The organism is Dolichospermum heterosporum TAC447, assembly GCF_024584745.1.
Taxonomy (GTDB): domain Bacteria; phylum Cyanobacteriota; class Cyanobacteriia; order Cyanobacteriales; family Nostocaceae; genus Dolichospermum; species Dolichospermum heterosporum.
The window spans coordinates 3598552-3617920 of sequence record NZ_CP099464.1; the positions used below are offsets into that span (position 1 = coordinate 3598552).

The 19369-nt window shown below is 37.5% G+C and carries 10 protein-coding genes; 3 read left to right on the top strand and 7 right to left on the bottom strand.

What is annotated here, in order from left to right; translation table 11 throughout:
* Positions 1–201: 201 nt before the first annotated feature.
* The 7 genes from NG743_RS16135 to NG743_RS16165 all read right to left on the bottom strand — a co-directional run bounded on the left by NG743_RS16135 (position 202) and on the right by NG743_RS16165 (position 8771).
* On the bottom strand, positions 202–1458 hold the full coding sequence (locus NG743_RS16135; RefSeq protein WP_027403723.1) for a glycosyltransferase: 1257 nt from the start codon (positions 1456–1458) through the stop codon (positions 202–204).
* A gap of 403 nt (positions 1459–1861) precedes the next feature.
* A complete protein-coding gene (locus NG743_RS16140) occupies positions 1862–3121 on the bottom strand; it encodes a glycosyltransferase family 2 protein (RefSeq protein ID WP_257120434.1) in 1260 nt (419 codons plus the stop codon).
* Between the two features lie 86 nt (positions 3122–3207).
* Positions 3208–3675, bottom strand: a complete 468-nt coding sequence (locus NG743_RS16145) for a DUF2141 domain-containing protein (RefSeq protein ID WP_027403725.1) — start codon at positions 3673–3675, stop codon at positions 3208–3210.
* Positions 3676–3979: 304 nt separating this feature from the next.
* Positions 3980–4942, bottom strand: a complete 963-nt coding sequence (locus tag NG743_RS16150) for a glycosyltransferase family 2 protein (RefSeq protein WP_027403726.1) — start codon at positions 4940–4942, stop codon at positions 3980–3982.
* Between the two features lie 24 nt (positions 4943–4966).
* Entirely contained in the window at positions 4967–5971 is a 1005-nt protein-coding gene (locus NG743_RS16155; protein ID WP_257120435.1) for an NAD-dependent epimerase/dehydratase family protein, read from the bottom strand.
* Between the two features lie 195 nt (positions 5972–6166).
* Entirely contained in the window at positions 6167–7345 is a 1179-nt protein-coding gene (gene devC / locus NG743_RS16160) for an ABC transporter permease DevC (RefSeq protein ID WP_027403728.1), read from the bottom strand.
* A 214-nt stretch (positions 7346–7559) separates the two neighbouring features.
* A complete protein-coding gene (locus NG743_RS16165; protein ID WP_027403729.1) occupies positions 7560–8771 on the bottom strand; it encodes an ABC exporter membrane fusion protein in 1212 nt (403 codons plus the stop codon).
* A 1715-nt stretch (positions 8772–10486) separates the two neighbouring features.
* Here NG743_RS16165 and NG743_RS16170 point away from each other — a divergent pair.
* From NG743_RS16170 to NG743_RS16180, 3 genes are all read left to right on the top strand, one after another.
* On the top strand, positions 10487–15787 hold the full coding sequence (locus tag NG743_RS16170; RefSeq protein WP_193962500.1) for a type I polyketide synthase: 5301 nt from the start codon (positions 10487–10489) through the stop codon (positions 15785–15787).
* Between the two features lie 215 nt (positions 15788–16002).
* A complete protein-coding gene (locus NG743_RS16175; RefSeq protein WP_257120436.1) occupies positions 16003–17733 on the top strand; it encodes an SDR family NAD(P)-dependent oxidoreductase in 1731 nt (576 codons plus the stop codon).
* A 282-nt stretch (positions 17734–18015) separates the two neighbouring features.
* Complete coding sequence (locus NG743_RS16180; RefSeq protein ID WP_257120437.1) at positions 18016–19368, top strand: beta-ketoacyl [acyl carrier protein] synthase domain-containing protein; 1353 nt, start codon at positions 18016–18018, stop codon at positions 19366–19368.
* Position 19369 lies beyond the last annotated feature (1 nt).

Genomic DNA, 19369 nt, shown 5'->3' on the forward strand with positions numbered 1-19369 from the left:
AATTGTCGTTATGGCAAGAGGCAATAGGCAATAGGCAATAGGCAATAGGCTACCCCCTACCTCCCCCACCTCCCCCACCTCCCCCACCTCCCCTACCTCCCCCACCTCCCCCACCTCCCCCACCTCCCCCACCTCCCCCACCTCCCCCACCTCCCCCACCTCCCCTACCCCCTTCTCCCGTCATTTTCGGGTTGACAGACTCTAGATATCTACCTGGCGACGGATATTAACCAATTCGTAAAGCTTATTTTCAAACTTTTGGGTACAAGCTGACCAATCAAATTCTAGAATCGAGGGACGTGCTTGTGCAGTCAATTGATTTTTAAGATCAGGATCTTCGAGTATGGTAATTACCTTTTGAGCAAAGTCTTCAGGGCTATTAGGTGCGGCTAAAAAACCATTTACTCCAGAAATAACCTGTTCAGCGGTTGAAGGGGCAACAACAGCCACTACAGGAGTTCCAGAAGCTAAGGCTTCGTTGGTTGTGGTACAGAAATTTTCGGTGACAGAAGGGTTGACAAATATATCTGCTTTTGCAAACCAACCTAAAAGTTCTTTACCATGAGATTCACCCCAAATTGTGACACCATTGGGGAATTTTTCGGCACGACGGCGAATTTCTGCATCTAGGGGACCGCTACCAACAATTACTAAATGGACATCGGGAATTTTGGCAGCAATGAGGGGATAAATATCTAAAAGTTGATTGACATTTTTTTCTGGGGTAATACGTCCCACAAATAAAATAGTTGGACGTTTATCATCAGGAATTGGATCATAACAAATATTGCGAGGGTGAAATTTTTCGCAATCAATTCCTTGATAGGGTAAGTATTCGCTGCGTTGCGCTTTTAGTTTTTGGTATTTAGTTAATTGTTCGCGGGAAGAGAATAAACTTAAATCATAAGTTTCACTAAATTGTTTAACTAAAAGTGGGAGGAGGGGACGAACTAGGTTAAAGAATGTATTTCCAAAATAATATTGGATATAGGCAATGATATCTGTATGGAAAATTGAAATAATGGGTGTTTTGGTTTTTTTGGCATATTGTACTCCCACGGAACGCCCATAACCTTGTAGGAAGCCAGAATATAAACCTCTCATTTGTGGGGCTTCTTCAACAACAATAATATCGGGTTGAAAGTGATTAAGTAGTTTTGTATCACTCCAATGACGATGGTTTAATGGTTGGGGTAAAGATTTATAAAATATCAGTGGTTCTGTCGGAAATGAATAGGAGGAAAAATTAATAAATGTTTCTAGTTCTTCTATTCCCGACATGGGACGATTTCCCACTTGGTTAGGATATTTATTATTGATTTCTGGGTGAACTAGAAAAACTTCATGTCCTTGTTTTAATAGCCAGTGAACTCGTTGATGAACGGCGACAGAAACTCCGGTTAAAAATGGGGCATATAATCCTGTAAATAAGGCGATACGAAGAGGTTTATTTTTCATGACTTTGAGGAAATATTTTTTGCAAAAATAGATTACTGATGCGCTGGTTTATAATAATTGTTGAATTGGGAATTTTAGATATTGAAGTGAAATAAAAAATCTAAAATTTCCCTATTCTCTTGCATAAATAAGTAGGTTGGCGTTGAAAATTGTCGTTATAAGTAGTGAGACAGAATTAATTACACAATGTCATTGCGTTAGCGTTGCGTGGCGTTAGCCATAGGGAACGAAGTGAAATGAAGCAGTTCGCCAGGGTTGTGATTGCTTCCCTTCCCTCGCAATGACTGTAAATATTTTTGTCCAATTACTTAGCAAGGCAAGAGTGAAGAGGGTTTGGGCGATTTTACGTTTCTTTACACAGTTTGGTTTTATTGTGTTAACCTACTTAGCCGAGCAATATTACTTAAAGAGATGCTTTGGGATCAATTGGTTGATCTAGCCATTGGTAAGGACGATATTCAATTAACCGAATATTTTCACGCCCTTTAATGCGATAAGTAAGTCCACGCCAAGTAATTGTTGATACCCACAAAGAAGATAATATTGTTAACCCGTAAACCCATTGTGTTAGGGGAATAACTATCAACATTTTTAGGATAATTAAAGGCGATAATTTGGGTATTTTTTCACCTTGATTGTGCAGCACTTTATGTATGCCAAATTCCATCAAGAGTATTAGTAAGACTAAGCCAATGGTATAGGAAATATAGGCGGAAAATAGCAAGGCGGCTGCGTCCCATTGAGCCTCAATCAATAGCTGAAAAATAACGATGATGACTGCATTGGGGACGATGATACTAGAATATGCTTCACTGATTATGGCTAACCACCGGGGATGATAAAGTTTAGAACCAATTATTAACCTTTTTAATGATTCTAGTAAGTTACGTAGACTACTTTCTTCCCGATTTAGCATCAATAAAGAAGGAATAAATTTGATTTGTAACTTTTCTTGCTTGATAAGTTTATGGAGAAGCATATCATCTGTTAATACTTCTCCCCACTTATCTAAAAGGTTGATGCGGTTTAATACTTCTGTTTTGATTGCTAATGTTCCACCCCAGGGAACTTGAAAGAGAAACATTTGCACTACGGTGGAAACGTTACCAGAGTAGCGAACTAATGAACCCCAATAATTACCTGTGGGAAGATACCAACGATTTCCTGTGGTGAGTCCAACCTGATCATCAATAAGGGGGGTAACTAATTCTCGTAACCAATTAGGATGAGCTACGGTATCAGCATCTATAAAAGCTATAATTGGATAGGCATTATCCAAATCAGAAACAGCTTGAACTAAGGAACTGCATTTAAGGCTACAATTATGACGAACTGCTCTTAATGTGCTAATTTCAACGTTGGTTGCACCTAGTTGATTGATTGTTTCGGTGGCAATTTTCAAAGCTGGATCTTCTTTACTGTCAATGATCAGCTTTAAATCGTATTCTGGGTAGTTTTGTTGTAAGAGCGATCGCAAACAATTAGGTAAAAAAGGATCAGCACCCCTTAAACAGAGGATTACTGCCGTTTTTGGTAATTGTTCATCTGGTAATGACTTGGGTTTGTGTGAACGTAAATACCATAAAAATACTAACGTTAAACAAGTTTGAATTACCAGCCAGCCGAACAAAGACTTAGATAGAAATATCATAAAGTCTGGCATTATTTCTATAGTCTTAGAAGGGAGTTATTAGGGGCGGGATTTCCCCGCCCAATAGTCAGAAATGAGGAATTATGTCTAATTCCCAGTTAGGGATCAAGAGAATACTTGAGAAAGATATTAATGGTAGTATTCTTGTCAACTTTGAAGCTGGAATTATTGAACGTAGGTGAGCCAGTGCTGATAGAAACAGTAGGATTTTTAGAAATGCCAAAGCCTTCTTGAGGAATTCCGAAAAAGTCTTTATTGAGTTTGCGATCGCCATTTTGATCATCAACTACAGCTACAGCATAAGTTCCAGGTTTTAATCCAGAAAATACCCGCTTTATAGAACTACCTGTAATTTTAGTACAACCACTTTTAACTTCACTTTTAGCATTATTAGGAAATCCTTTTTCAGAGTTATAAACTCTCATACAAATTTCCCCAGTTTTGTTGGTAATACCATTAACAACCACAGTTAAAGATGCTGTTGATTCAGCATAGGCCACATCTGTGAAGCTAACAGTTAGTAAAGTAGCAAGAAAGAAATTACTAACTTGGAATATTTTCAACATAGATCAATATTTCACCCGTAATAAGTTTGGAGTAATTTAATAGTAGCTTTCTACTAAGTAGTGAGACAGAATTAATTACACAGTGTTATTGCGTTAGCCTATGGAAGGAAGTGAAATGAAGCAATTGCCAGGGTTGTGATTGCTTCCCTTCGCTCGCAATGACTAGTACACTGCGGCGTAAGTGAATGAACCATTCTAAATCCTCCAAAAGCCTATACTGTCTTCATTTTGACTTTTGACTTTTGACTTCCGCCTTGTGGTACTAGGGTTGTGTTCTCCGATGAATTGCTAATATTGCTATAGTTCAGGTTTGATAACTAAACTTACGCAGAAACAACATTTTGGCAGCCATTAAGAAATCTTTCACCAATAACCATTCTGTACCTGATAGCTTTTTAGCGATGCTGATATGGCACAAAATTTGCTCATACCAACTAAGTTGACTATGATGAATAGAAACCCAATATTCCTGTAGAATTCGCCAATGAGGTAACAATATTTTTCCCTTATTCGTTGAATCAAACCAGACTGCATAATCATAAAAATTAGGCAACATATTCAATGAATACTGGGGATTATTTTGATTAAATGACAAATAATCAGGAAAGAACATACTCAGGGATTGTTGAGGATGGATTCTGGCAAAGAATAGATATTCGGGAATTTCATAAAATTTTCCCAGCATCCCTAGCCTTAATAATAAAATTCCATCTGCATTCCCATAACCACCCATAGGAGGTATTTGTCTTAATGCACTACTGCGAATAACTCCGTAAATTTGATAACACAAATGTTTAGTTAGTAATTCATGAAATCTTTGATGAGCTTTTAGAGAATTAGTATTGAGTTTAATGTCATAATTTTGGATAAATTCTCCCTGCTCATCAATAAAATATGTGTGGGAGTGACATAAAATGTATGTTGGATCTTTTTCCAATACATCCATACATTTCTCAATAAAATCGGGGGCGTGCAAATCATCATAAGCAGCCCATTTAAAATACTCACTGTGAGATAATTCAAAAACACGATTGAAATTACAAGCACAACCAATATTAGTTTCATTACGATAGTAACGAATCCGTTGATCTTGGGCTGCATAAGTCCTACAAATAGCCTCAGTATTATCTGTAGATGCGTTATCCGAGATAATTAACTCAAAATCAGAAAATGTCTGTGCTAATAGCGAATCTAGGCATTTTTCAAGAAATTTCTCCCCATTATATACAGGTAATCCAATACTTAACTTTGGTTGAGAGTTATTCATGCACAAATTCCTAAAATCTAGGTATTATTTAATTAATTTTTGAAGGTCAGTTTTTTGCAACCATTCATGAGTGCGGCGCATTCCTTCCGTTAAATCAACCTTAGCTTGGTAATTCAAAACACTTTCTGCTTTAGCAATAGAATAGGCATAGGGACGACTCATAAAATCAACTGATTCTGGGAGAATATCCGCCTTTTTCCGAAATAGTTTTTGCCCCTGAAGACGCACTTTTAGAAATAATTTCATTTCCTCTTTAGGTAAAGACATTGGTGCTGGTAAATTTTCCAATGAGGCTAAATGAATAAAATACTCCTTCCAAGAAGTTTCTTTACCATCAGTAATATTAAAAACCTCTCCATAAGCCGATTTTTCTATAGCTAAAAAGATGGCATCAATTAAGTTATCTACATATAGATGATTCATTACACCCTTGCCTTCATTAGCATAGGCAAATAATTTTTGTCTCATCATCTGAATCGGGCGGACAATCCAAGGCAGACTTCCTGGACCATAAACATCACCAGCCCGAATCACAATTACTCCAAATTCTGGAGCATTATTGAGTTTTAAAACTTCGATTTCCGCCTCAATTTTTGTTTGACAATAAGCATTATTTTCCCCAGACAGCACACCTGATTCTGTGATTTTATCTGAGTAATCAAATCCATATACTAAGGCAGTCGAAAGATGAACAAATGTCTTCACACCAGCTTGTTTAGCAGCCTTAGCAATGGTTACAGTACCGCTGACATTTATTTCTCTAAAATGCTTAATATCCCCCGCTTCTTCGGCAAATTGAGCGTTATGTAAAACTATATCTACTCCCTGACAAGCTTTCGAGCAAATTGCTGGGTCAGTGATATTACCGACAAAAATTTCTACGCCTAATTTTTGGAATGTTTGATCTTTAACTGGAGAACTTTGAATACCTTTAACCTTTATACCTTGCGCTACAGCTAATTCGGCTGCACGTAAGCCAATAAATTCATCAATTCCAGTAATTAGCAGAGTTTTATTTTGTAAGTTCATGGGAATGTAGATAAGTGTTCGGTAATGAAAAAGTTATACAATCTAAGTTGAAAAATTGCGATTAAATGCAACTACGAACTATTGTATTTGCAAAAGAATTTTACCGTTGTGAATAACATTAAACTTCTATCTTTAGTTGGTGTTAATTTGCTAAATATTTAGCAGAAGTTGATTAATTTAAGATGCAACAAATTCTTAGAAACTATCAGCCGGATCAGCAGAACGAAGTTTATTAATAGCTAACGCTCCAGAGGTAATGCAAATTAAGACTGTAGATACTAGAACAAGTAAGGCATTATTACTTGTCATCATGATGGGTAATTTAGTTACCTTCATGGCAAAATCATATAAACCAATAGAAACAATAAAACCAGGAATGTAACCTAATAAGGCCAAGATTATTGCTTGTTGAAAAACCACATTCAATAAATATCCATTAGCATAACCAATAGCTTTTAAAGTTGCATAGGCAATAAATTGAGTAGCAATATTGCTATACAGAATTTGATAAACAATTACCACACCCACAACAGAAGCCATGATGAGCATCAGGTTAAGAATAAAACCAATGGGGGTTCTAACTGACCAATATTGTCTTTCAAAAGCGACAAATTCTTGGCGAGTAAATATTTGAACATCCTTTGGTAAATTGGCTTTTAAATTTGCTAAAACCCGGTTTATATCTGCACCATCTTTGAGTTTAATCACTCCCATATCTATTTTTTCAACTGGGCGGCTATTAGGGTTGATTCTTAAAAAGGTTGAATCACTCACAATTAAATTACCATCAACACCAAAGGACGGTCCTAAACTAAATAAACCACCTACTCTCACTCGATAACCTTTGACAGCATCAAAGGGAAAGATTTCAATTGCTTGTTTAATATTTCCTTGATTAAATAATTCTGCTATTGGTCCAAATTCTGGACGGGCATCTCTATCAAAGAGCATAACATCAGGAATTTTGAGTTTATCCAAATTTTGCTGGACTTCTGGAATATCTAGCACGGATTTTCCAGGGTCAAAACCGATGACATAAATTGAATATTTCTCCCCGCTGATAGGATTCTTTAATTTTGCAAATTGCAAATAAATTGAACTAACGGAATCCACGCCATCAAAACCTAAAGTTTGGTATAATCGAGTCCGAGAAAAACTTTGAATTGCTGTCAAAGATTTATATTGAGAACTAACTAAAAATAAATCACCGTGCAATCGTTGATGTAGTGCTGTGGCGCTAGAATATAGTGCATCTTGGAAACCAAGCTGGATGAACATTAACAGGACAATGAAGCCAATTCCGGCTACAGCTATGACAAAACGAAGTTTCTGTTGGGCAAGTTGTAGCCACCCTAAAGGAATTTTGATATTCATATTATTTGTTAGTTGTTAGTTGTTATTTGTCAGTTGTTATTTGTCAGTTGTCAGTTGTCAGTTGTCAGTTGTCAGTTGTTAGTTGTCAGTTGTCAGTTGTCAGTTTTAGAAAATAACTAATAACTAATAACCAATAACTAATAACCAATAACCAATGACCAATGACCAATAACCAATAACCAATAACCAATAACCAATGACCAATGACCAATGACTAAATCTGGATAGCAACATCAACTTGTAAGTTAGTTAAGCGAGATATTTTTTGACTATCGGTGGAATCATCAATAGATATTTTGACTTCAATTACTCTCCGGTCTGCGTCAGAATTGGGATTAATACTAAAGATGCCTTGTTTATCAACTTGCCAACCAACTTCTCTAACAGTTCCTTGTAATTTTCCAGGAAATGTAGTGCTGGTAATGATAGCTTTTTGTCCAAGTCGAACATTTTGAATATCGGTTTGATATACTTCTGCTAGAACCTGCATTTTTGACGTATTACCGATTTCTGCAAAACCAGAAGTACCAATCACTTCGCCATTTTTGGTGTGAATTCTTAAAATTGTGCCGTCTATAGTAGAAGTAATATAAGTTAAATCATGGTCAGCTTTTGCTTGTTTAATTGCAGTTTCTGCACTTTTAACTTCAGTTTTTGCTAACTCTACATCTACAGTCCTGACTTCTTTAATACTATTAAGTTTGAATTTTCCTTCTTTAAGTTGATCTTGTAATGTGTCTTTTGTGCGTTTGAGAGTAGCTTCGGCTTCTTTTAACTGCTGTTGTGTGGTTTTGAGAACTAACTTTTTACTATCAGCAACAGAAGCAGAAACAGCACCAGCTTTTGATAATTGTTGATATCTGTCGCTCTCTTTTTGTGCATTCTCAACTTCAGCCCGAATGCGGTTGATTGTCGCTGTTTGAGCCGCAACGTCTCCTTTTAATTGGGAATTTAATCTAGTAATTGCAGTTTTTTGAGCATTGATATCTCCAGTTTTTGCTCCAGCTTGTACCTGTGCAAGTTTGGTTCTGGCAATTAATAATTTATCAAATGCTTGTTGGATAGCTGCTTGAGAACGAGCATAGTTTTCTAGATAGGCTAATACTTGTCCTTTTTTAACATTATCTCCTTCCTTTACCAATAATTTTTCTACGCGAACACCATTGACAGAATTAGGAGCAGATAAATAAGTAATTTTATCTTGTGGTTGTAATCTTCCTAAAGCAGTTACGGCAACTTTAACAGGCGTGGGTTGAGATTTAATAACGGAACTAACAGCAGGAGTTTGAGTTTGAGAATTGGTCTTTAATTGATGGAAAATGTATAAAGATACTAAACCTGTAGAGAAAGTTAGAGAAGTTGCCAGAATTATTCTCCATTTTAATGGAGTCAGGTTGAATAGTTGGCGTTCTTTATTTACTGCCATATTTTTATTCCAATGGTATTATTTCGGAAAAATACTTGTCACTCAATTTTGGATTGACTCCAACCTAAAGTGTAGAAGCTCAAAAATTTTAGATTTGGGATTGACGATTGGGGACTTGTACCAAATTTTTTTAACCTAAAATCTAAAATTCCTGGTCATGTTTATAGACTTATTCTCTGTTGCTGTTAGATCAGAGATATGTCTAATTATTTATGTATGAATTGTTATCAGCATTTTAGCTGTTATAAATACCCAAATTAGCGGTTTTTTACTTACAATTATCTATGGCTAATGCCACGCTATGCTATCAATTTTATGTTGAGTTGCCATTTGATTAAGTAGCCTAAAATACGATAGCTTTAAGGAGAAATAAAAATCTGCACTGCCCAAGTTGTGATGATGCTAATAACTTAGGTAAATCAATAAACTTACCTGTGATTATCCCAAATAACTTGGATATTGTCAACTAAATTTAGCCGTTTTTATCAAGAAAATCTTTGACTAGATACTATATTTAATTACTCATGAATTAATTTAAAAATCTGTACTTTTTTTAGCAAATTATCGTAAATAGATGCTAATTGTCCATATTTCATCACAATTGATATGTTTACAGGTTAATGTTCAACATCCCATAAATTAATGTTTGGTTTATAAATAACCAATTATCTATAAAAGGTAAGTTATCTTATAAATTCATCAAAAACAAAGACTTGATTATGATAGTTTGCTCAAAAAAGACCCAATTATGTTCAAATGTTGGCTGTGTGTATTTATTTATAAGTTACTTATAAGACAATTTAACTCTAACTCTTGAATTATCAAGCCAAGATTGATGTTTAACCCGTAATTACTCAGGATATGTTATGGATAAATATAGTTCTGAATTATACTTGGCTAGTTATTTTTTATTGACCATGAGGTAATTTGACAAATATTTTCTCCCAAAAATTAGCAAAAATGAACTATTTCGTTTTTATAAATTGTGCTAGTCTTTTTATTAATTCAACATTTATAGATGAAAGATAAATTGTTGATTTGATTTCCATTAACGGAAAAAATACTAAAATCCATGCAGTTTTTTACAGTAGGATTGCCTAAAGAAACAAAACCTATCCCTTAATAAACCGGGGTTTTGGATCTCACTAAGTTAGCAACTGCTAGATGATTGAAAACCTGTTTAAGTATTTTTTCACTATTCACAAAATTCTCCACAGAGTGTTTATTATTTTTGTAACGATTTTGGCAGCTTTGATCAGTCTAATCATCTAAAATAGGTTATCCTGGACTTTCAAAATTGGCAATTTCTATATCAACATACACAACGTTGTTATCCAATAGGTAAAACATTGAATGAATACGAGATAAAACCACTTCAGTTTAAGTATGTCCTTTTGCCAGTTATTAACACAATGTAATTGACACTTTTTATAGCGGTAATCACGCTTGGTGCAATATAATCGAGGGCACAGTCCCTGCGCCCCTACAGACTTTACAATTTGCTGACTGGATCTCATTTTCACAAGTTGAGTATTTTTTAGTATTTATTCACGAATACAAGGTTCTAAAATTGTGGAAAAATATCCAAAAAATACTCAAAATTTTGTCAAGTCAAGCATTTAAACTTACCTGCGGCGCGAACGAATGCAGATTGGATAACTATCTGTTAATAGTCTGCTGCACAATTCACGGTACTCAAAATTAGTCTATGTCCTATGTCTTGCCCCCCTCAAAAGATAGACACAATAAAAAGTTCTTTGACGGAATTAGAAGCCCAAATTAATAGTTTTGAACAGGCTGTGCTGAAGTTTATAGAGGAAGGAAAAATGAATTCAGGAAACTTAGAAAATTCGATAAATTCCATGTCAACGAACGAAATTAATAGAAAACTGCACACAACTCCTATAGCTATTATTGGCATGGCTTCTTTAATGCCTCAGTCGAGAACATTAAGGGATTACTGGCAAAATATTGTTAATAAAATTGACTGTATTACGGATGTTCCTTCTAGCCATTGGAGTGTAGAAGATTACTATGATCCTAATCCGAGAACAGCAGAAGATAAAACTTATTGTAAACGTGGTGGTTTTATTCCTGAAGTTGATTTTAATCCGATGGAATTTGGGATTCCCCCCAGTATTTTAGAAGTTACAGATGTTTCGCAACTATTAAGTTTGGTAGTTGCTAAAGAAACAATGGAAGATGCTGGTTATGGCGACTCCCGTGAATTTAGCCGCGAAAATATTGGCGTGATTTTGGGTGTGGCTATGGGCAAACAATTGGGAATGCCATTAGCTGCCAGATTAGAATATCCGATTTGGGAGAAAGTGCTGAAAAGCAGTGGTTTATCTGACGAAGATACCAAAAAAATCGTTGATAAAATCAAATCTGCTTATGTGAAATGGGATGAAAATGCTTTCCCTGGAATGTTAGCAAATGTGGTTGCTGGCAGAATTGCTAACCGTCTCAACTTTGGTGGTACAAACTGTGTAGTTGATGCTGCCTGTGCTAGTTCCTTTGGGGCATTAAAAATGGCCATTAGTGAATTAGTTGAACATCGTAGCAATATGATGTTAACCGGTGGGGTAGACACCGATAACACGATCATGGCTTACATTTCCTTCAGCAAAACTCCGGCGGTTACTCCTAGCGATAACGTGAAACCATTTGATGCTAAATCCGATGGCATGATGTTAGGTGAAGGTATTGGGATGATTCTCCTCAAACGCCTAGAAGATGCCCAAAAAGATGGGGATAAAGTCTATGCAGTGATTAAGGGAATTGGTACTTCTAGCGATGGTCGTTACAAGAGTATTTATGCCCCTAGAAAAGAAGGACAAGTTAAAGCTTTAGAACGGGCTTATGATGATGCTGGTTTTTCTCCGGCTACTGTGGGTTTAATGGAGGCACATGGTACAGGAACAATGGCTGGAGATCCGATAGAATTTAGTTCTTTACAGGATTTCTTTGGTAAATATGACACCCAAAAACAACATATTGCTTTGGGGAGTGTGAAGTCGCAAATTGGGCATACAAAAGCCGCTGCTGGTACTGCTAGTTTAATTAAAACTGCCCTAGCATTGCATCATAAAGTATTACCAGCAACGATCAATATTACTGAACCAAATCCTAAATTAGATATTGAAAATTCTTCCTTTTATCTGAATACTCAAACTAGACCTTGGATTAAGGCAGAAGGTGAAACTCCTCGACGTGCGGGTGTGAGTGCCTTTGGTTTTGGTGGTACAAATTACCATGTTGTTTTAGAAGAATACGAACCGGAACAACAAATTTCTTATCGTTTACATGGTGCTGCGGGTGAGGTGCTGTTGTTTGGTGCTACTCACGCGGAATTAATTAGCAAGTTAGAAGCGACTTTAAATAATTTGCAAGCTAATGATGGGGAAAGATATTATTCTCAATTATTGTTAGATTGTCAATCTTTAGCTATTCCCAAAACTGCACTCAGAATTGGGTTTGTATCTGAGAATTTACAAGAGGCTTGTAAGTTGCTAGAAGTTGGTATTGGTTTATTAAAAAGTAAGCCTGATGCAATTTCTTGGGAACATCCTCAAGGTATTTATTACCGTTCTGCTGGTATGGATTTGGCTGGAAAGGTTGTCGCTTTATTCTCTGGACAAGGTTCTCAATACTTGGAAATGGGACGAGAAGCGGTGATGAATTTCCCTAGCTTGCGACAGTTGTATGGGAAGATGGATCATCTGTTCAAGCAGGGTAATTTGCAACCGGTTTCTGAGGTGGTTTTCCCTCGTTCTACTTTTGATGAAGTTGAGAAAAAAGCCCAAGTTGCGACTTTGCAAAGAACGGAATATGCCCAGCCGGCAATTGGGGTGTTTAGTGCTGGTTTGTATGGAATTTTGCAACAGGCTGGTTTTAAGGCAGATTTCACCGCTGGACATAGTTTTGGGGAATTAACGGCTTTGTGGGCGGCTGGAGTGTTGAGTGAGGCTGATTATTTGTTCTTAGTGAAGGCTAGAGGACAGGCTATGGCTGCACCCAAAGACCCAGATCATGATGCTGGTAGTATGTTAGCGGTGAAGGAAGATATCAGCAAGATTGAACCGCTGCTGAAGCAGTTTCCGAAAGTAAGTATTGCTAATTTTAATTCTCCTACCCAAATTGTTTTAGCAGGTCCAAAGCTGGAAATTGAGAAAATCCAAGCTGCTTGCCAAAAATTAGGATACAGTGCGGTTTTATTGCCTGTGTCTGCGGCTTTCCATACTCCGTTGATTGCTTTCGCACAAAAGTCTTTTGCTATTGCGACTAAGTCGGTAACTTTCCAAAGTCCGCAAATTCCGGTTTTTAGTAATGTCACTGGTAAACATTATCCGCAAAATGCAGCGGCGATTCAAAAGAACTTAGAAAGCCATTTGGCTAGTTCTGTGTTGTTTAAACAAGAGATTGAAAATATCTATGGGGCTGGTGGTTATTGCTTTGTAGAATTTGGACCTAAACGGGTTTTAAGTAACTTGGTAAAAGATACATTAGGCGATCGCCCCCATCTTACCATATCTCTCAATCCCAGTGCCTCCAAAAACAGCGATCGCTCCCTCCGAGAAGCAGCCGTCCAATTGCGCGTCATTGGCATGAATTTGGGCAATCTTGACCCCTACAAACTCCCTGCCATACTTCCCCCCATTGCCACCAAAAAGACCCTCAGCGTCAAATTAACTGGCATCAACTACATTTCCGACAAAACCAAAAACGCCTTCAAAGAAGCCTTACAGGACGGACACAAAATCAGTAGGGGCGCGGGTCCCGCGCCCAATATTTCCGAAATCACACCCAATATTTCCGAAATAGAAACCCCTGTAATTACCAAAATTGCTCCAACCAACGAACATAACGGTAACGGTAACGGACACAAAAAACAACCCCTCATTGAAACCCAGTTCCAGCTACAGCATCAGATGACTACCACTGCAACCATTCAAAAACAATCCAGTCCAGAACTGTTCGCGCCCCAATCCAGCGAGAAGATGCAAACACCAGATAAACTTATAAATTGCCAACAAATTCTCACCAGCTTAGAACAACTTCTGAGCCAGTTCCAGCACAACCAAAGCGAGAATTTAGAAGTTCACAGCACCTATCTCAACCATCAAATAGAATACGCCAAAACCTTCTTCCAACTAATGCAGCAGCAAAACACCTTATTTGCTAATGCTAAATCCTCCGCCGAAGCCGCTCAAATTAAGCAAGTAATCATGGAAAGCTTAGAGCGGAGTATGATTCAGTTTCATTCCCAACAAGGTGAAACCCTCCGTATTCATGAACAATATCTGCGGGAACAGATAGAATATACCAAACACTTTTTCCAACTCATTCAAGAAGAATATTCTCAACTTATTTCTGACACCCAAGAAATAGCACCTGTCCCTCCCACAGCCACCATTATTCCCCCTCAACCATTACCAGTAATTGAGCCAAAAGTTCAAATTGCAGAACCTGTAATTGCAGCACCGGTCATTGAACCTGAACCAATTATTATTCCCCAGTCCCCAGTTGCATTTATCCCAGAACCCACACCTGTAACCAGCAACTTAAATCTGGATGATCTAGCTAACAACCTCTTAAGCATTACCAGCGAGAAAACTGGTTATCCTATTGAAATGCTAGAACTCGATATGGATATGGAAGCGGACTTAGGAATTGACTCCATTAAACGAGTAGAAATTCTGGGAGGATTGCAGGAATTATATCCCAACTTGCCTAAACCCAACCTGGAAGAACTGGCAGAAAAACGTACCATTGGTCAAGTTGTCGAATATCTGCAAGGACAGGGAACAGGTGACAGGTTAAAGGTGACAGGTGACAGTTTAGAGGTAATAGAGGAAGTAGAAGCAAAACAGGTTACAGAAGAAGTAATACCAGAACCAGTTTCCATTCCCCAGTCCCCAGTCCCCAGCAACGAATACGCAGATTTAGGACAAACCCTGTTAAACATCACCAGTGAAAAAACAGGTTATCCAGTCGAAATGCTAGAACTGGACATGGACATGGAAGCCGACTTAGGGATAGATTCCATCAAACGGGTAGAAATACTCGGAGCAATGCAGGAAGCGTATCCTGACTTACCCAAACCCAATATAGAAGAATTAGGCGACCTCCGGACAATCGGGCAAATCGTTAACTACCTCCAATCACTGGTGGGAGGTGAAAAAAAAAAGCCGCACATTGATGTTAACCCGGTAACAACCACCAGCGTAGGGGCGCAGGGACTGCGCCCTCTCCTGGATTCTCTCACCCCACCCCCCATCGTAGACCCTAATCTTCCCCGTCGTCCCGCTCAACTTAAAACCTTACCCAGACCAGATTTTTTAGAAGCGCAGTTACCCGAAGGACACATTGGTTTAATTACTGATGATGGTTCTTTAACTACTAGCAAAGTAGTCCACGCACTGATAGAACAAGGTTGGAAAGTAGTAGTTTTGAGTTTCCCCCAATCCTTAGTTCCCGAACAATTGCCATTACCAGCAGGTGTTACCCGCGTCACATTGGCAAATATGAGTGAACAACATCTGCAATTATTATTGCAAAGTGTGACTACTAAACACGGAGCGATTGGGGCATTTGTTCACCTACATCCTCAATTTACACCGGAAAAACCTGGACATATTTCCTATCCAGAAGCAGAAAAGGCAATTCTTAAACAAGTGTTTTTAATGGCTAAACATCTGAAAGCAACTTTGAATAATGCCGCATCTTTAGCAGGAAGAACCAGTTTTTGCACAGTTGCCCATCTTGACGGTGAATTTGGCTTAGGACATCAAGGTAATTTTAGTGCAATTAGTGCCGGTTTGTTTGGTTTAACAAAAAGTTTGCGCTGGGAATGGCCACAGGTATTCTTCCGCGCAATTGACCTCAATCCGACTTTAGATCCTCATGAATCTGCCCAATATATTGTGGCTGAATTGCACGATTCTAATTGCTATATTGCCGAGGTTGGTTATGGTGATCAAGGACGAGTAACGTTGGTGGCAAAGAGTGAGTAATGTCTAAACTGTGATTTGTTTGATTAGTCAATGTCTAAACTATGATTTTTTTGATTTTTTTGATTTTTTTGATTGAGTTACTTGTTTATTTATCAATCAATTAATCATCTTTATCAAACAGATCCCACAAATCATAGTTCCGACATTTTCATCAAACAAATCCCACAAACCATAGTTCCGACATATTAATCAAATAAATCTCATAAATCATAGTTATGATTGCAACTGTTCAAGTTAGTCCATCTTCTGTTTTTGTTGTCAGTGGTGGCGCGAAGGGAATCACTGCTCAATGTACTATTAAGTTAGCTCAACAACAACGTTGTAAGTTTATTCTTTTAGGTCGTTCGGAAATTATCACAGAACCCGAATATGTTCGTGATTGTTTGGAAGATTCTGCTTTGAAAAAGCGCATTATGGAAAATTTGATTTCTCAAGGTGAGAAACCAACACCCATGATGGTACAAAAGATATTTAATCAAATTAATTCTAGTCGGGAAATTAAGAGGACTTTAGCAGCTATTGAAGCGACAGGAGGAACGGCTGAATATATCAGTGTTGATGTCACCGATACTGTAAATCTGCAAGCTAAGTTACAAGAAGTTTCTGATAAAGTTGGTCAAATTACTGGCATTATTCACGGTGCTGGTAACTTAGCCGATAAGTTAATTGAAAAAAAGACAGAAGATGATTTTGAGAAAGTTTATACTGCTAAAGTTCAGGGTTTAGAAAATCTCCTCAATTGTGTTAATCCTCAGCAATTACAACATTTAGTATTGTTTTCGTCCGTGACTGGATTTTATGGTAATATTGGTCAAAGTGATTATGCGATCGCTAACGAAATTCTCAGTAAATCAGCCCACTTAATGAAACAATATAACCCCAATTGTCATGTAGTCGCAATTAACTGGGGTGGTTGGGATAGTGGCATGGTGACACCACAATTAAAAAAGGCATTTACAGAACGAGGAATTAGTATTATTCCCGTAGAAGTTGGTACACAAATGTTAGTTAATGAACTACATCCTGCCTATACTAATGATTCTCAAGTAGTGATTGGCAGTCCCATGAAACTATCACCTGCTCCTTTAATTTCAGAACTTCGCAGCTATCGGATTCGCAGAAAAATGATATTAGCAGAAAACCCCTTTCTGCACGATCATACAATTGCAGATTCACCCGTTTTACCAGCAACCTGTGCTAAATCATGGATGGTTAATGGCTGTGAAGAAATCTATCCAGGTTATAGATATTTGAGTTGCCAAGATTTTAAAGTTCTCAAAGGAATCACCTTTAATTCTACCCTAGCAAACGAACATATTCTAGAACTCAAAGAAGTTGCTAAAGTTGATGGCGATTTTGTTGAATTTCAAACCAAAATATTGAGCAAAACCCCCGAAGGTAAAACTCATTATCACTTTAGTTCTTTGATAAGACTGGTAAAAAATATGCCAGAAGCACCCATTTATCAAGAAATGGATCTCAGAGAAGATAATATAGTCACTAATACAGCCAGAGAGTTTTATCAAAATGGTGACTTATCCCTATTTCATGGACCAGCATTCCAGAAAATTACCAAAGTTTTAAATATTAGTCCCAAAAAACTCACAGCCGAATGTTGTTGGCAAGAAATCACAGCCAAAGAACAAGGACAATTTCCCGTCAATTGGCACAACCCTTACATAATTGATTTGAGTACCCAAACATTATGGTTATGGTTAAATTACATCCATAAAGAAGTTTGTTTACCCGGACAATTAACATACTGTGAACAATTTTTAGCAGTACCATTTAACGTCCCCTTTTACGTCTCCTGTGAAATCATCGCCAAAACCGATACAGGTGCAACAGTCAACTTCATTATTCATGATCATCAAGGCAAAATCTATTCACGAATCCTAGAAGCAAAAGCAGTAATTTGGCCAATGAAAATGTTAAATAAACAATAGAAACATACGACTTTTGTTTTTGGTGAATATGAATTTATTTCACGCAGAGTCGCAGAGTCGCAGAGAGTAAGTCCTAGAGAAATATAATTTTCTATTGTCTTCTTTCTTCCTTCTTCTTCTCTTCCTTCTTCGTGTTCTTCGTACCTTTGTGGTTCATTTCTCTTAATTATCTTCCTGCGTCCATAAATCCATAAACATTGGGGAATCGCGTAAATCCTAAATAACATAGGGAACAGAGTAAACAATATCTCTTTCCCTCATCCCCCAATGAGGATTTCAAAAGTGGAAAAAATCGCTATTATCGGGTTATCTTGCCTATTTCCCGATGCTAATAATCCTGAAGAATTTTGGCAGAATCTCACAGCAGAAAAGGATTCCACATCATCTATAAGTGTAGCGGATTTGGGAATAGATCCCGCTATATTCTACGATCCAAATAAAGGTAAACCGGAAAAGTTCTACTTTCAAAAGGGTGGATTTATCCGCGACTTTAAATTTGATGTTAATGAGTATAACTTACCTCCGGCATTTCTGGAAAGCTTAGATAATACCTTTAAATGGTCATTATACGCCGCTAAACAAGCTATTGTTCAAAGTGGCTATCTGGGAAATCAAACTGCACTTGCAAAATGTGGCGTAGTCTTAGGAACTTTAGGATTTCCTACCAAAGCTTCCAATAGTCTATTTGCTCCTATTTATCAGCAAAATATTCAACCTGCAATTAGTGAACTATTACAGGAAAAAGACTTTCGTTTAGGCGGTTTATCAATCTCTAAAAAAGTCTCTCCATACAATGCTATGGTTTCTGGTTTACCCGCTGCTATAGTTTCCCAAGCCTTTTCTTTATCTGCAACTCATTTCTGTATAGATGCTGCTTGTTCATCATCATTTTATGCCATTAAATTAGCATCTCATTATTTGCAATCTGGCAAAACTGATTTGATGTTAGCTGGTGCAATTAGTTGTGCAGATCCATTATTTGTGAGAATGTTATTTTCCGGTATTCAAGGATATCCAGATAATGGCATTAGTCGTCCACTAGATAAGTTATCACGCGGGTTAATTACCTCCGAAGGCACAGGAATGGTAATGCTCAAAAGATATAGTGATGCTGTTAGAGATGGTGACAAGATTCTGGCAACAATTTGTGGTAATGGACTATCTAATGATGGTAAAGGAAAACATCTCCTCAGTCCTAATCCTCAAGGGCAAACTCTGGCATATCAAAGAGCTTATTCAGAAGCTAAACTTAACCCCCAAACTATTGATTATTTAGAGTGCCATGCCACCGGTACTCTATTGGGAGATACCACCGAATGTAACTCAATTGAAGGCTTTTTTAGTCCATATAAAGCAGCACCATTAGTAGGCTCAACAAAAACAAATGTTGGTCATTTACTAGTTGCTGCCGGCATGGTAGGTATAACCAAGACAATTTTAAGTATGTCTCATGGCGTTATTCCTCCAACTATTCATGTGACTCAACCCATAGGTTCTGAAAATAATGTTATCTCTCCACAAAACATTGTCAGAACTCCGACTAAATGGCCAAGTCAAGGAACTAAAATAGTAGCTTTAAGTGCATTTGGTTTTGGTGGAACAAACTCTCATATTATTCTAGAACAGGGGAAGTAAG

Excerpts from the sequence above, each read along its gene's own strand:
- NG743_RS16140 (WP_257120434.1), bottom strand. The coding sequence starts at position 3,121 with ATGCCAGACTTTATGATATTTCTATCTAAGTCTTTGTTCGGCTGGCTG.
- NG743_RS16155 (WP_257120435.1), bottom strand. The coding sequence starts at position 5,971 with ATGAACTTACAAAATAAAACTCTGCTAATTACTGGAATTGATGAATTT.
- NG743_RS16175 (WP_257120436.1), top strand. The coding sequence starts at position 16,003 with ATGATTGCAACTGTTCAAGTTAGTCCATCTTCTGTTTTTGTTGTCAGT.
- NG743_RS16150 (WP_027403726.1), bottom strand. The coding sequence starts at position 4,942 with ATGAATAACTCTCAACCAAAGTTAAGTATTGGATTACCTGTATATAAT.
- devC (WP_027403728.1), bottom strand. The coding sequence starts at position 7,345 with ATGAATATCAAAATTCCTTTAGGGTGGCTACAACTTGCCCAACAGAAA.
- NG743_RS16135 (WP_027403723.1), bottom strand. The coding sequence starts at position 1,458 with ATGAAAAATAAACCTCTTCGTATCGCCTTATTTACAGGATTATATGCC.
- NG743_RS16170 (WP_193962500.1), top strand. The coding sequence starts at position 10,487 with ATGTCTTGCCCCCCTCAAAAGATAGACACAATAAAAAGTTCTTTGACG.
- NG743_RS16145 (WP_027403725.1), bottom strand. The coding sequence starts at position 3,675 with ATGTTGAAAATATTCCAAGTTAGTAATTTCTTTCTTGCTACTTTACTA.
- NG743_RS16165 (WP_027403729.1), bottom strand. The coding sequence starts at position 8,771 with ATGGCAGTAAATAAAGAACGCCAACTATTCAACCTGACTCCATTAAAA.